The organism is Allorhizobium sp. nf9_anc, assembly GCF_056323085.1.
The window spans coordinates 3,845,001-3,859,102 of sequence record NZ_CM150481.1 but is presented as its reverse complement, the minus strand read 5'-3'; the positions used below and the strand labels follow the sequence as shown (position 1 = coordinate 3,859,102).

10 protein-coding genes (1 of these 10 only partly in view) are annotated in these 14,102 nt (G+C 62.5%); 6 read left to right on the top strand and 4 right to left on the bottom strand.

Annotated elements, in window-relative coordinates; translation table 11 throughout:
• Nucleotides 1-19 precede the first annotated feature (19 nt).
• From hslU to AC02Y0_RS18825, 5 genes are all read left to right on the top strand, one after another.
• Nucleotides 20-1,327, top strand: coding sequence for an ATP-dependent protease ATPase subunit HslU (gene hslU, locus AC02Y0_RS18845; protein WP_476380430.1), 1,308 nt, complete (start codon nucleotides 20-22; stop codon nucleotides 1,325-1,327).
• Nucleotides 1,328-1,444: 117 nt separating this feature from the next.
• Nucleotides 1,445-2,443 carry a DUF1402 family protein gene (locus tag AC02Y0_RS18840; RefSeq protein WP_476380428.1) on the top strand — a complete coding sequence of 333 codons (999 nt, stop codon included), beginning with the start codon at nucleotides 1,445-1,447 and terminating at the stop codon, nucleotides 2,441-2,443.
• Between the two features lie 38 nt (nucleotides 2,444-2,481).
• Complete coding sequence (locus AC02Y0_RS18835; RefSeq protein ID WP_476380426.1) at nucleotides 2,482-3,885, top strand: cytochrome P450; 1,404 nt, start codon at nucleotides 2,482-2,484, stop codon at nucleotides 3,883-3,885.
• A 113-nt stretch (nucleotides 3,886-3,998) separates the two neighbouring features.
• Nucleotides 3,999-5,987 (top strand): hydantoinase/oxoprolinase N-terminal domain-containing protein, encoded by a 1,989-nt coding sequence (locus AC02Y0_RS18830; RefSeq protein ID WP_476384083.1) that lies wholly within the window; start codon nucleotides 3,999-4,001, stop codon nucleotides 5,985-5,987.
• A gap of 106 nt (nucleotides 5,988-6,093) precedes the next feature.
• Nucleotides 6,094-8,265, top strand: coding sequence for a malate synthase G (locus tag AC02Y0_RS18825; protein ID WP_476380424.1), 2,172 nt, complete (start codon nucleotides 6,094-6,096; stop codon nucleotides 8,263-8,265).
• A gap of 82 nt (nucleotides 8,266-8,347) precedes the next feature.
• Here AC02Y0_RS18825 and AC02Y0_RS18820 read toward each other — a convergent pair whose 3' ends face one another.
• The gene (locus AC02Y0_RS18820) at nucleotides 8,348-9,013 is read right to left on the bottom strand and encodes a L,D-transpeptidase (protein ID WP_102021237.1); all 666 of its coding nucleotides are present in this window, start codon (nucleotides 9,011-9,013) and stop codon (nucleotides 8,348-8,350) included.
• A gap of 177 nt (nucleotides 9,014-9,190) precedes the next feature.
• On the opposite strand from AC02Y0_RS18820, the gene AC02Y0_RS18815 reads away from it, so the two are divergent.
• Entirely contained in the window at nucleotides 9,191-9,673 is a 483-nt protein-coding gene (locus AC02Y0_RS18815; RefSeq protein ID WP_476380422.1) for an MmcB family DNA repair protein, read from the top strand.
• On the opposite strand, the gene AC02Y0_RS18810 is transcribed toward AC02Y0_RS18815, so the two are convergent.
• From AC02Y0_RS18810 to hrpB, 3 genes are all read right to left on the bottom strand, one after another.
• Nucleotides 9,674-10,270: an ActR/PrrA/RegA family redox response regulator transcription factor gene (locus AC02Y0_RS18810; RefSeq protein ID WP_476380420.1), complete on the bottom strand. Its 597-nt coding sequence runs from the start codon at nucleotides 10,268-10,270 to the stop codon at nucleotides 9,674-9,676.
• A 72-nt stretch (nucleotides 10,271-10,342) separates the two neighbouring features.
• A complete protein-coding gene (locus AC02Y0_RS18805; protein WP_476380418.1) occupies nucleotides 10,343-11,644 on the bottom strand; it encodes an ActS/PrrB/RegB family redox-sensitive histidine kinase in 1,302 nt (433 codons plus the stop codon).
• Nucleotides 11,645-11,669: 25 nt separating this feature from the next.
• On the bottom strand, nucleotides 11,670-14,102 hold the 3' portion of the coding sequence (gene hrpB, locus AC02Y0_RS18800; RefSeq protein ID WP_476380416.1) for an ATP-dependent helicase HrpB. It continues 39 nt past the right edge of the window; only the last 2,433 of its 2,472 coding nucleotides appear in the window; the start codon falls outside the window, past its right edge; the stop codon is at nucleotides 11,670-11,672.

Below are 14,102 nucleotides of genomic sequence, written 5' to 3'. Positions count from 1 at the left end.
TCGTGAGGAGCAACTCGAAATGACCAATTTTTCTCCGCGCGAGATCGTCTCCGAGCTCGACCGCCACATCATCGGCCAGCATGACGCCAAGCGTGCGGTCGCGATCGCCTTGCGCAACCGCTGGCGCCGTCAGCAGCTCTCGGAAGACCTTCGCGACGAGGTTATGCCGAAGAACATCCTGATGATCGGCCCGACCGGCGTCGGCAAGACGGAAATCTCCCGTCGGCTGGCCAAGCTCGCTGGCGCACCCTTCATCAAGGTCGAGGCCACCAAGTTCACCGAAGTCGGCTATGTCGGCCGCGACGTTGAGCAGATCATCCGCGATCTGGTCGAGATCGGTATTGCGCTGATCCGCGACAAGAAGCGTCTGGAAGTGCAGGCCAAGGCCCACCAGCTGGCCGAAGAGCGCGTCCTCGATGCTCTGGTCGGCGCGACCGCGTCTCCTGCCACACGCGACAGCTTCCGCAAGAAGCTCCGCAACGGCGAGCTGGACGACAAGGAAATCGATATCGAGGTGGCCGACAGCGGCTCCGGCGCGCCCGGCTTCGAAGTTCCCGGCATGCCCGGCGCCAATATCGGCATCCTCAATCTGTCCGAAATGTTCGGCAAGGCCATGGGCAACCGCACCAAGAAGGTCCGGACCACAGTGAAGGCATCCTATGCCGACCTGATTCGTGACGAGTCGGACAAGCTGATCGACAACGAAGTCATCCAGCGGGAGGCGCTGCGGTCGGTTGAAAATGACGGCATCGTCTTCCTCGACGAAATCGACAAGATTGCCGCCCGCGAAGGAGCCATGGGCGCCGGCGTTTCGCGCGAAGGCGTGCAGCGCGACTTGCTTCCGCTCGTCGAAGGCACGACCGTTGCGACAAAGTATGGGCCGGTGAAGACCGACCACATTCTCTTTATTGCATCAGGTGCATTCCACGTCTCCAAGCCCTCCGACCTTCTGCCGGAACTCCAGGGTCGTCTGCCGATCCGGGTCGAGCTGAAGCCGCTGACGAAGGAAGACTTCCGTCGCATCCTGACGGAGACCGAGGCGAGCCTCATCCGCCAGTACAAGGCGCTGATGGCGACCGAAGAGCTCAACCTCGATTTCACCGAGGATGCGATTGACGCCCTTGCCGATGTCGCGGTTCAGCTCAACGAAACCGTCGAGAACATCGGTGCTCGCCGCCTGCAGACGGTCATGGAGCGGGTGCTGGATGAGATCTCCTTCCACGCACCGGATCGTGGCGGCTCGGCTGTAATGATCGACTCGGCTTATGTTCAGCAGCATGTCGGCGATCTCGCCTCCAATACGGACTTGAGCCGCTACATCCTGTGATCTTTGTGCATCTATGGGTCGCTTTCACCCCGGGCGTGCCGGGAAAGTGAAAGCGTCCCATATCGACAATACAGGCAGGCCTTATGTAAGGAGTGCCGCTGTCGGGTGTCGGCCACCATGCGTCGCCAATCCGTTCAAGGACACATGTCCGAGGGGCCGCGCATCGTGCTGAACATCACCAGGATCATCATCGTCGCATTGGGACTGTCCGGGCTCACGCCCGCAGTGACCATCGCTGCCGACAAGGTGCCGCCAGGCAATCGCAATGCGGAGCAGCCGGCCATCCCGGGCGCCTCCGTGCGCCGCACCAAGGCGGGCAAGACCAGCTTCGACGTGAAATACGAGAAGGTCCGCGATCTCCTGCGCACGGACTCCGCGCTCGTTGGCAAGATCAAGAAGACTGCGTCTGCCTATGGCATCGCGCCTATTCACATGGTCGGCGCGATCGTTGGCGAGCACACCTACAATGTCGACGCCTATGACAGCCTGCAGAGCTATTATGTGAAGGCGGCTTCCTACGCCGGCAACAGCTTCCGCTTCGGCTATAAGGACGAGAGCATTTCCGACTTTGTCAGCCGGCCGGAATTTGCCGAATGCAACGGCTATTCGGATTCCTATCGTCTCTGGACCTGCCGGGAAAATGTTTGGGAGGATAGCTTCCGCGGGAAGTCCGTTGGTGGTTCATCCTATCCCAACAACCGCTTCAGCGCCGTCTTCTTCCAGCCGTTCTATGCGGGTCAGACGTTTGGTCTGGGTCAGATCAATCCGCTGACGGCATTGATGCTGTCGGATCTGGTGCATGAAAAGTCCGGCTACCAGAAGCTCGACGAGAACGATGCGGCGGATGTCTACAAGGCGATCATGGATCCGGATATCTCGCTCGCCTTCATGGCGGCTGTCATCCGCAAATCCATCGACGACTACAGGCAGATCGCCGATGTTGATATCTCAGAAAACCCCGGCCTGACCGCGACGCTCTTCAACATCGGCGGTTCGCAGCAGCGTGCTCAGGCTCTCGCATCCCGGCGATCCAGCGGTGCGGCCAATTGGCCGGAAGAGAACTATTACGGCTGGCTGATCAATGATCGGCTGGACGAGCTTGAGGCCCTGCTCTAACTCCTATGGGGGCGTCGAAGCCCCCGAAGGAGCATGACATGGACGCCAGTCTGCGGAAATCGACCTTTGAGCCGCCGGCACCCGTGCCGCGGACCATCCCGCCCAGCCGGCTGGAAATTATCCGAACGGTGCTGCGCAACCCGCTCGAGCTCTGGGGGCAACCGTCCTACACCTGGCCCTGGATCGTCACCCGCTTCTTCGGCCAGACCACCATCATCGCCAATGATCCTGGCCTCATCCGGCATGTGCTCGTCGACAACGCTTCGAATTACGAGATGTCGGAGATCCGTCAGCTCGTGCTGCGTCCCATCCTGCGCGACGGTCTGCTGACGGCAGAAGGACCCGTCTGGAAACGCTCCCGCAAGGCCATGGCGCCCGTGTTCACCCCACGCCACGCGCGTGGCTTTGCCCGCCAGATGCGCGAGCAGAGCGAGCTGTTTCTCGATCGCTATCAATCGCAAGGAGAAGGCATCGTCCGCGATATAGCCGTCGACATGACCGAACTCACCTATGCGATCCTCTCCGAAACTCTCTTCTCCGGCGGGATCATCTCTGAACAGGGCGATTTCGCCAGGGATGTCGACGATCTCCTGCACAGCATGGGACGGATCGATCCCCTAGATCTCTTGCGCGCACCAAAATGGATCCCGCGCCTCACGCGCATTCGGGGCCTCGGTGTCCTTCGCAAGTTCCGCGAGCTGGTGAGCCGGACGATGGATCATCGTCGTGCAATCATCAACACCGAGCGTGAAAAGGCACCGGATGACTTCCTCACGCTCCTGCTTGAACTCGAGGGACCTGACGGCCTGACCTCGGAGGAGATCGAAGACAACATCCTCACCTTCATCGGTGCGGGCCATGAGACAACCGCGCGCGCGCTCGCTTGGACGCTGTATTGCGTCGCCCATTGTCCTGACGTGCGGGATGCGATGGAGCGCGAGGTTGATGCAGTGATCGCCTCCGGTGCCGATCCTGTCGAATGGCTCGACAAGATGCCGCATGTGCGCGCCTCCTTCGAGGAAGCCATGCGGCTCTATCCGCCAGCGCCCTCGATCAATCGCGACGCCATTGCCGATGACCGCTACACGGCGCCCAATGGCGAAGTCGTGGAGATCGCCAAGGGTACGACGGTCCTCGTCATGCCCTGGACTTTGCATCGCCACGAGCTTTACTGGGACAAGCCGAGGGTGTTCGATCCTTCCCGCTTCCTGCCGGGCGAGCGGGAAAAGATCGGCCGCTTTCAGTACCTGCCTTTCGGTGCTGGACCGCGCGTCTGCATTGGGGCCACCTTCGCCCTGCAGGAGGCGGTGATCGCGCTCGCGGTCCTCATGCAGCGCTACCGGTTTGATACGACCCCGCAGACGAAACCCTGGCCTGTGCAGAAGCTCACGACCCAGCCGGCCGGCGGTCTGCCGATGCGGATCACGCCGCGCAAGCCGTAAAGCGGCGTCATCCTGCCGCTCCTTCGCTGGAAATCGGGCAGATGCCTGTGCCATAAGGGATGCGTCGCCATCCGGGCGGGCACTATGGGGAAGACTGCGTGACATCCGATTACATGCTGGGCATCGACACCGGCGGCACCTACACTGACGCGGTGATCTACAGCGAAGAGCATGGGATCGTCGCCAAGGCGAAGTCGCTGACCACCCGCCATGATCTGTCGATCGGTATCTCCGGCGCGCTCGAAAGTGTTCTGGCCGAATCAGCGATCAATCCCTCGGCCATCAGACTTGTCTCGCTGTCGACGACGCTCGCGACAAACGCGCTGGTGGAAGGGCAGGGCGGCCGCGCCGGCTTGATCATGATCGGTTTCGGCCCCGAGGATCTGAAGCGCGACGGCCTCGCCGATGCGCTTGGCAATGATCCTGTCCTCTTCATCGCGGGCGGCCATGACGTGCATGGCAATGAAACTCCGTTCGATTCGGACACCCTGGAGGCCGCCCTTCCCGAACTCTCGGCCAATGTCTCGTCCTTTGCGATCGCCGGCTATTTCGCTGTTCGCAACCCGGCGCACGAACAACGGGCACGCGACATCATCCGCCGCCATTCCGGCCTGCCAGTCACCTGCAGCCACGAGCTCTCGTCAAAGCTCGGAGGCCCGCGCCGCGCACTGACCACCCTTCTCAACGCCCGTCTCGTGGCCATGATTGACCGGCTAATTGGTTCGGCCGAGCGCTATCTCCTGGAGCGTGGCATCCAGGCGCCACTGATGGTCGTCCGCGGTGACGGCGCATTGATTTCCGCCGCTGAAGCCCGCCTACGCCCGATCGAGACCATTCTCTCCGGACCTGCTGCAAGTTTGGTTGGCGCGCGTCACCTGACCGGACTTGATGATGCCGTGGTCTCCGATATCGGCGGCACGACGACGGACGTCGCCGTCATGGAGGCGGGCCAACCGCGGCTCGACCAGGACGGCGCAGTCGTCGGTGGCTACCGGACCATGGTGGAAGCCGTGGCCATGCGCACCTTCGGTCTCGGCGGCGACTCGGAAGTCCGTTTCGATGATCGCGGCCTCGCAGCGAAGATCGAGCTTGGCCCCCGCCGCCTCGTCCCTTTGAGCCTCGCAGCCGCCCTGCATGGGACGGCGATTACCGACGTGCTCGAGCGCCAGCTGCGTGCGCCGCATCTCGGCCGCCACGACGGGCGCTTTGCCGTGCGCACCGGCGTTCCGGATCACCTAGCAGCCGGCCTCCAGCCGCAGGAGGCAGCGCTTTTCCAGAAGATCGGCGCGGTGCCGCTGCCGCTCGATCAGCTGATCAGCTTTACCCAGCAGAAGGCGACGCTCGACCGCCTCGTCGCGCGGGGCCTCGTCCATATCTGTGGGCTTACCCCTTCGGATGCGATGCATGTTCTGGACCGGCAGGGCCAGTGGGACCGCAAAGCCGCTGAACTCGGCATGATGCTGGCGATCCGTCAGAAAGATGGCTCGGGCCAGCCGATTGCGTCATCGGCTGAAGTGCTTGCCCAATTCATTGTCGATCGCCTCACCCGCCAGTCGGCGGAGGTCATTCTCTCGGCAGCCCTCGCGGAAGATGGCCTTGCAGACGTTGATCCGGCTCGGTCCGTGCTCATCGATCGCGCCCTTCGCCGCGAGACGGGAATTGCCCGCTTCAGCCTGTCGCTCGATCGGCCGCTGATCGGCCTTGGTGCCTCGGCAGGTGTGTACTATCCCGCCATCGCCGAGATGCTGGCATCCGATTTCGCGGTGCCGTCAGATGCTGACGTCGCAAATGCTGTCGGCGCGGTGGTCGGACAGGTGCGCAGCAGCGTCACGATCACCGTGAGTTCGCCGGAGGAGGGGCTCTTCATTCTCACCGGGGGCGGCAACAGCGAACGCATGACGAATGAGACCATGGCGCTGGATGCCGCGCGCTATCAGGCGAGCGAACTCGCGCGGGCCCGGGCCGAGGCGAGTGGCGCCGTCGATGTGGTTCTGCTGCTGAAGGAAGAACTCGACGCCCCCGAAATCGAGGGTCGACGCAAGCTCGTCGAGGCGCGCATCACCGCGACGGCCACGGGTCGGCCGAGAACGACCAGAAGCTGACTTTCCATTTTGGAAAGAATATTTCTAACTTATGACAGATTGACTGCTAATGCGGTTCGGCGCGATGCTGCCATCCGAAAACGAATTCAGTGCGAGGAGTGACGTCATGCCATCAGTTGAAGCCCACGGACTTTCGATCGACCAGCGTCTGTATGATTTCATCGTTGCCCGGGCGATCCCGGGAACGGAAGTCGACGCGGATACCTTCTTTGCCGGCTTCTCGAAGATCGTGCATGCTCTCGCACCGAAGAACCGCGCCCTTCTGGCCAAGCGCGATAGTCTGCAGGCCGAGATCGACGCATGGTATCGGCAGAACGGTGCCCCGTCTGACCTGGCAGCCTACGAAGCATTTCTGCGCGAGATTGGGTATCTTCTGCCTGAGGGACCCGACTTCAAGATCGAAACAGCCAATGTCGATCCGGAGATCTCGACCCTCGCAGGCCCCCAGCTTGTCGTTCCTGTCATGAACGCCCGCTACGCGCTGAACGCCGCGAATGCCCGCTGGGGCTCGCTGTATGACGCCCTTTACGGAACGGATGCGATTTCCGAGGCTGACGGTGCCGAAAAAGGCAAGGGCTATAATCCCGTCCGCGGCGCCAAGGTCATCGCCTGGGTGCGTGCCTTCCTCGATCGCTCCGCCCCGCTGGCAGCAGGCGCCTGGGACAAGGTGGCCAGCCTCGCGGTCGCAAACGGCGCACTCTCGGTCCGCCTTGAGGATGGCGGCATGACGGGCCTTGCCGATCCGGCACAGTTTGCTGGCTTCGTGGGTGAGGTGTCTGCTCCCTTAAGCATCTTCCTGCGCAAGAACGGTCTGCATGTCGAAATCCTTGTCGACAAGACGGGTGTCATCGGCAAGGCCGATCCGGCAGGCATCAACGACTGCCGGATGGAATCGGCGCTCACCACCATCATGGACTGCGAAGACTCCGTCGCCGCCGTCGATGCCGAGGATAAGGTCGTCGTCTATTCGAACTGGCTCGGCCTGATGAAGGGCGACCTCACGGAAGAGGTGTCGAAGGGCGGCAAGACTTTCATCCGCGCGCTCAGCGACGACGTCACGCTGACAGGTGGGGACGCAGGTGCTGTCACCTTGCCTGGTCGCTCCCTCATGCTCATCCGCAATGTCGGTCACCTCATGACCAATCCGGCGATCACCGACCGCGATGGAAACGAGGTGCCGGAAGGCATCATGGACGCAGCGATCACCGCCTTGATTGCACTTCATGACATCGGCCCGAATGGCCGCCGCAAGAACTCTCGCGCCGGTTCCATGTATGTCGTGAAGCCCAAGATGCACGGACCAGAAGAGGTCGCCTTCGCCTGCGAGATCTTCTCGGCGGTCGAAGAACTCGTCGGCATGGCGCCCAACACGATCAAGATGGGCATCATGGACGAGGAGCGCCGCACCACCGTCAACCTCAAGGAATGCATCCGCGCCGCCCGCGAGCGCGTTGTCTTCATCAACACTGGCTTCCTCGACCGCACCGGCGACGAGATCCACACCTCGATGGAGGCGGGTCCGATGATCCGCAAGGGCGACATGAAGCAGGCGGCCTGGATTTCGGCCTATGAAAACTGGAACGTCGACATCGGCCTAGAATGCGGTCTGTCGGGCCACGCCCAGATCGGCAAGGGCATGTGGGCCATGCCCGATTTGATGGCAGCCATGCTGGAGCAGAAGATCGCCCATCCGAAGGCCGGCGCGAACACCGCCTGGGTTCCGTCGCCGACCGCGGCAACGCTGCACGCCACCCATTATCACAGCGTCAACGTGGCCGACGTGCAGAAGGTCTTGAAGTCCCGGCCGCGCGCAAAACTGGCCGATATCCTTTCCGTTCCGGTCGCACCGCGCCCGAACTGGACACCCGAGGAAATCCAGCGCGAACTCGACAACAATGCCCAGGGTATTCTCGGCTATGTCGTCCGCTGGGTCGACCAGGGCGTCGGCTGCTCCAAGGTCCCGGACATCAACAATGTCGGCCTGATGGAAGACCGTGCCACCTTGCGCATCTCGGCCCAGCATATGGCCAACTGGCTGCATCACGGCGTGGTGACTGAGGAACAGGTGATCGAGACCTTGAAGCGGATGGCGATCGTCGTCGATGGACAGAATGCTGCCGATCCGGCCTATGTCGCTATGGCTAATGAATATGACGACTCCATCGCCTTCCAGGCGGCACTCGATCTCGTCCTCAAAGGCCGGGAGCAGCCCAATGGCTATACCGAGCCTGTCCTTCATCGCCGCCGCATCGAACTCAAGGCGAAAGCCGCCGCTTGATCCTCCGCGATGAGTGTCATCAAACAAAAAGACCCGCTGGAGCGATCCAGCGGGTCTTTCTTTTGAACTACGTGTCGGCAGATTACTGCTGAACAACGACCTTGGAGTTGCGACCGGGCTTCACGCGATTGTACAGGTCGATCACGTCCTGGTTCATCATGCGAATGCAGCCCGAAGACGCGGCCGTACCGATCGAGGCCCATTCCGGCGTGCCGTGCAGGCGGAACAGCGTGTCCTGGCCCTTCTCGTTGAAGAGATACATGGCGCGGGCGCCGAGCGGGTTGCGAAGACCGGGGTCCATGCCCTTCTCGACATACTTCGCGACCTCAGGCTTGCGCTCTGCCATTTCCTTCGGCGGGTGCCAGGTCGGCCATGCCTGCTTCCAGGCGATATAGGCTTCACCCTGCCATGCGAAACCCTGCTTGCCGACGCCGATGCCGTAACGAACAGCCTTGCCGCGCGGCATCACGTAATAGAGGAAGCGCTCGCGGGTGTTCACGACGACAGTGCCGGGCTTCTCCGTGGTCGCATAATCGACAATTTGCCGATGAAACTTCTTGTCGACCTTCTGGATCGGAATCGCCGGTAGCGCATAACCTGCGTCCGTGACCGAGCCGTAGGAATCGCTGAAGATCTGAACCTTCGTGGTTTCGGCGACTTCGGCTTTTTCACCAGTCGTCGTCGTGCAGCCCGCGAGGCCTAGCGACATGACCAGGCCGAGCGACGTCATTATATTGCGGAAGCGCATAAGGAAGCTCATGGGTGATGGCTGGGAGATGGTTCGTCGACCATCTTTGATTATGGTTTATTTTGAATTAATCTCGGCGACGCAAGTGCCGTACTTCAGCCGAGTGTCTTCGGCGCTGCAAAATGACTCCGCATTGCTTTTTTGCAACAGGCTTGAGCGTGCGGAGCGGAGTTGTCCATGACCTTAGTCTCTGTCGCAGTAAACAATCCCTTAATCGACGGGCGTCAGTCCGATCGTGCGATGATGATTCGCCGCGGCGTCCAGATCCTCCTGGCAGAGATGCGCTTCGCCATGTTGCCGGAATTGACGCTGTCCAACGGACGCCGCGCCGACCTTATCGGCCTGTCGGAAAAGGGCGAGATCTGGATTATCGAGATCAAGTCGTCGATCGAGGATTTTCGTGTCGACAGGAAATGGCCTGACTATCGACGCTATTGCGATCGTCTCTTCTTCGCGACCCATGCCGGCGTGCCCTTGGAGATATTCCCCGAGGACTGCGGATTGTTCCTGTCGGACGGATATTCGGGCCACATGCTGCGGGACGCCCCGGAGCATCGACTTCCGCCCGCGACACGCAAGTCCGTGACCCTCGATTTCTCGAGGGCCGCCGCACAAAGGCTTCTTGCCGCCGAATGGGCAGCTCAACTCAAATCGGTCTGATTACTTCGGCGCGCGTTTCGCCAGAATGCGCTGCAAGGTCCGGCGGTGCATGTTCAGCCGCCGCGCCGTCTCCGAAACGTTCCTCTCGCAGCTTTCGTAGACGCGCTGGATATGTTCCCAACGGATCCGGTCTGCCGACATCGGGTTTTCTGGGATCTCCGCCTTCTCGCCGGGCCGCTGGGTCAGCGCCAGATAAACATCATCCGCATCCGCGGGCTTGGCGAGATAGTCGAGCGCGCCGAGTTTTACGGCGGTAACTGCCGTCGCGATATTGCCATAGCCGGTGAGCACGATGATCCGGGTATCCGACCGCCGTTCTCGGATTGCTTCGATCACGTCGAGCCCTGTGCCGTCTCCGAGCCGCAGATCGACCACGGCATAGCTGGGAGCTGCCTCCTTGGCCTTGGCGATACCTTCTGCAACGGAGCCGGCAAGCTCGACCACGAAGCCGCGGCTTTCCATGGCGCGCGCCAGACGGCGCAGAAACGGCGCATCGTCATCGACGATCAGCAGAGAAGGATCAGGGCCGAGATCATGACTGCCGGCTGCTGGCGTGCCTGCGGCGGATTTTGCGACCTGTGATACTGCGTCTGCCATCTTCTTGTTCCTGCGGCTGTTTGAAAAAACTGCGCTGTCGACCTTATGCGGGCCAAGGCCCCACAGGTAAAGTCATAACGACGTGTCCAATTCCATGTACTCGCGCGGCCAGTTGACCACGACCCGCGCCCCGGACCCTTCGGGACTGCGATTTTCGAACCGAAGTGCTGCTCCGGACCGCTCGAGCAGTGTCTTGGCGATGAAAAGCCCCAGACCCAGGCCGCCGGCGCGTGTATCGCTCTGCCTGCTCGTAACATAGGGCTCGCCAATTCTTTGCAAGACCCCGGCCGAGAAACCGGCGCCGTCGTCCTCGATCGTCACCGTCACATCGGCCGCCGTATGCTCGACGCTGACCGTCACCTTCGAGCGGGCATAATCCACCGCATTTTCCAGAAGGTTGCCGAGACCATAGAGAATGGCCGGGTTGCGGGTACCAACCGGTTCGAGCGCGCGCTCCGAAAGCTCGATCAGCTCCACCTTCACCCCGAATTCCCGATGTGGTGCAATGACCTCTTCGATCATCGACGACAGAGGCAGCTCACGCATATGCGCTTCGCCCTCGGTGGCGAGTGACGTCAGGCGGCGCAGGATATCCCGGCACCGCTCGCTCTGACTGCGTAACAACTGCACGTCTTCCCGGTAGCGCTCGTCATGGCCGAGATCGCGTTCCATCTCCTTGGCGACGACGCTGATCGTTGCAAGCGGAGTGCCGAGCTCATGGGCCGCGGCGGCGGCAAGCCCATCCAGCTGATGCAGGTGTTTCTCCCGCTGCAGGATCAGTTCCGTTGCCGTCAGCGCGTCCGCGAGCAGGCTCGCCTCCTGCGATACGCGATAGGCATAGAAGGCGGCAAAGGCCGTCATCGAGACGATGGAGCTCCACATGCCCAGCTGCAGGAGCGGATGGACTTCGAGTGTCCGGCCTTCGAACCAGGGCAGGGGATAGGGCGTGAAGGCGAGAAGCGTAATGAAGGCAAGCGCCGTGATGAAGAGCGCGATCGAATGACGGCTCGGCTGCGACGCGAAGGAAATGATGACGGGGATGCAGATCAGGGGGGCGAAGGGATTGTTCAGGCCACCTGTGATGAAGAGAAGCGCACCCATCTGAAAGAGATCGAGGGCCAGCACCGCGAAAGCCGCGGCCGGCTCCAGCCGGTAGGTTGGCGGAAAGGCGACCGATAGCAGCGAGTTTGCCGCTGCCAGGGCGGCGATCAGCCCGAGGCAGGTCATCAATGGCAGGGTAAAGTCGAACCACAGCGCCACGATGAGGATCGTCAGCAACTGGCCCGCGACCGCCACCCAGCGCAGCTTCACCAGCGTCTCCAGGCGAAGGCGTCGGCTGCTCGGGCCGAATTTCGCTGCCAGATCCATGCTCATCCGTATCCCCTGTCTTGCCGCGCCCTCAGGTCCCGCGGGGTTTCGCTCGTGTCGTTGGCTGCGCCGCAGCGGGGTCTTCAGGCCAGGGATGCTTCGGGTAGCGGCCGCGCATGTCGGCGCGCACATCCTTCCAGGAGCCAGCCCAGAAGCCCGGGAGATCCCGTGTGGTCTGAATGGGGCGATGGGCCGGCGAGGTCAACTCCAACAGCAGTGGCAATTTGCCGCCGCCAATCGCCGGGTGTGTCTTCAACCCGAAGAGTTCCTGCACTCTGATCTGAAGAACCGGTTCTTCGCCGTCATATCGGATCGGATGCGACTGACCCGTCGGGGCGGTAAAATGCGTCGGAACGAGCCTGTCCAGCTCCCGCTGGGATCCTCCCGGTACGAGCGACATCAGCCCGTCATGCAAGCTGCCCGCACTGACATCCTGAAAGCGCGTAACCCCGGACTGGAAGGGGATAAACCAGTCGTCCAGACGGTCGACGAGACCCTCGTCGCTGGTGTCCGGCCAGGGATCGCCAAGGCTTCGAAACAGAAAGCCCAGCCTTTGCCGAAGCTGCTCGGCGGCTTCTGAAAAGGGGAGGGCGTCGAGCCCGAGTGCCCTGACGCCGTCTGCCAGCGCCTTGGCGGCTTCTTCTCCCCTCGGTTTGGCCAAAGGTTGCTCTTCGAAGACGATGGCCCCGAGCCGTGTCACGCGGCGCGCGCGCACCTGGCGGCTCGACAGATCAAAGCCGCTTTCGTCTGCAGTCCGGATGGCATTCGGATTGAGCGCTTCGATATCGCTGCGAGTAATCTCGGCGGCCGCAAGCACGCGGGCTTGCGCCGCCTTGCCGGTGAGATCGGCGATGACAAGAAGCTCGGCACCCGCAAGCCGCTCTGTGGCGGCGATCTCCGCGCCGCGACCATTGGCCATGACGAAGCGCCCGCGTCCGCCGCGCTGCCGCGCAATCCGATCCGGAAAGGCATGGATGAGCAGCGCCCCCGCCGAAGCCGGCAGCCCTGCACCCTCGGTCTTTCGATCCGACAAACCCGATGACAGCCGCTGTGCCAGGCTGCGGGCATTGCGCGCCCGCTCTCCCTTGTCGCGCCGGAACTGCCGCATTCTTTCATCCAGGTCGAGATCCGTGCCGCCCAGGCCCTGCTCTGTCAGAAGCACGGCCAGTTCTGCCGCAGCGCTGGCCTCGCCGTGGTCGGCGGCATCGAGCACCATGGCAGCCAGGCGCGGCGGCAGGCCGAAATCGCGCATCCGCCGGCCCTTGGCCGTCAGCTGAAGGGCCTCGTCCAGCGCGCCAAGCCCAATCAACAGCTGCCGTGCCTCCTTGAGCGCCGCCTCGGGCGGCATGTCCAGCAACAGCAGCTGACGCGGATCGGCGACCCCCCAATGCGCCATGTCGAGCGCCAGGCTTGAGAGATCGCTCGACAGGATCTCAGGCGGTGTGAAGGCCGGCAGTGCTGCAGTCTGTCCGCTATGCCAGAGGCGAATTGCGATTCCCGGCTCCGTTCGCCCGGCACGACCGGCCCGCTGATCCGCCGAGGCTTTCGACACGCGCACCGTCTCCAGCCGGGTGATACCCGTCGACGGCTCATAGACCGGAAGGCGCTGCAGGCCGCTGTCGATCACCACGCGCACACCGTCGATGGTGATCGAGGTCTCGGCGATCGACGTCGCCAGAACCACCTTGCGCATGCCCCCTGTTGCAGGACGGATCGCCGCGTCCTGTTCTGCCTGCCCGAGCATGCCATAAAGAGGTGTGATCACGACATCGGCGCCGACCCGACCTTCGAGCCGTTCTGCCACGCGTCGGATCTCGGCCTGTCCCGGCAGGAAGGCGAGGATCGATCCCTGCTCCTCCGCCAGCGTCTTGAGCACGGTGGACGCCACGGCATCTTCGATCCGCTCGTCTCCCGGCCTGTCCCGGTGCCGCACCTCCACCGGAAAACTCCGACCCTGGCTGATGATCACCGGCGGGCCCGAGAGGAGAGATGCAATGCGCTCGACATCGAGCGTCGCCGACATCACGAGGATCCTCAAGTCCGGCCTCAGCGCCGATTGCGCATCGAGCGCCAGGGCAAGGCCGAGATCCGCATCCAGCGACCTCTCATGGAACTCGTCGAACAAGACGGCGGCCACCCCGTGCAGCTCTGGATCATCAAGGATCATCCGCACGAAGACACCTTCCGTCACCACTTCGATGCGGGTGCGCGCGCTGATCCGGTTGTCGAGCCGCATGCGATAGCCGACCGTCCCGCCGACAGTTTCTCCTAGAAGTGCTGCCATGCGGGATGCTGCAGCACGGGCTGCAAGCCGTCGGGGTTCGAGCAGGATGATCCGACTATCCTCTCGCCAGGGCTGGTCGAGAAGGTGGAGTGGAACCAGTGTCGTCTTGCCGGCGCCCGGGGGAGCGGAGAGGACGGCGCGGTTTCCGGTCTCGAGGGCGGCAGCCAGGGCTGCAAGCTT

What these genes read in the sequence shown, in the direction of transcription:
- hslU (WP_476380430.1), top strand. Translation starts at nt 20, where the DNA reads ATGACCAATTTTTCTCCGCGCGAGATCGTCTCCGAGCTCGACCGCCAC.
- AC02Y0_RS18840 (WP_476380428.1), top strand. Translation starts at nt 1,445, where the DNA reads ATGCGTCGCCAATCCGTTCAAGGACACATGTCCGAGGGGCCGCGCATC.
- AC02Y0_RS18835 (WP_476380426.1), top strand. Translation starts at nt 2,482, where the DNA reads ATGGACGCCAGTCTGCGGAAATCGACCTTTGAGCCGCCGGCACCCGTG.
- AC02Y0_RS18830 (WP_476384083.1), top strand. Translation starts at nt 3,999, where the DNA reads ATGCTGGGCATCGACACCGGCGGCACCTACACTGACGCGGTGATCTAC.
- AC02Y0_RS18825 (WP_476380424.1), top strand. Translation starts at nt 6,094, where the DNA reads ATGCCATCAGTTGAAGCCCACGGACTTTCGATCGACCAGCGTCTGTAT.
- AC02Y0_RS18820 (WP_102021237.1), bottom strand. Translation starts at nt 9,013, where the DNA reads ATGCGCTTCCGCAATATAATGACGTCGCTCGGCCTGGTCATGTCGCTA.
- AC02Y0_RS18815 (WP_476380422.1), top strand. Translation starts at nt 9,191, where the DNA reads ATGACCTTAGTCTCTGTCGCAGTAAACAATCCCTTAATCGACGGGCGT.
- AC02Y0_RS18810 (WP_476380420.1), bottom strand. Translation starts at nt 10,270, where the DNA reads ATGGCAGACGCAGTATCACAGGTCGCAAAATCCGCCGCAGGCACGCCA.
- AC02Y0_RS18805 (WP_476380418.1), bottom strand. Translation starts at nt 11,644, where the DNA reads ATGAGCATGGATCTGGCAGCGAAATTCGGCCCGAGCAGCCGACGCCTT.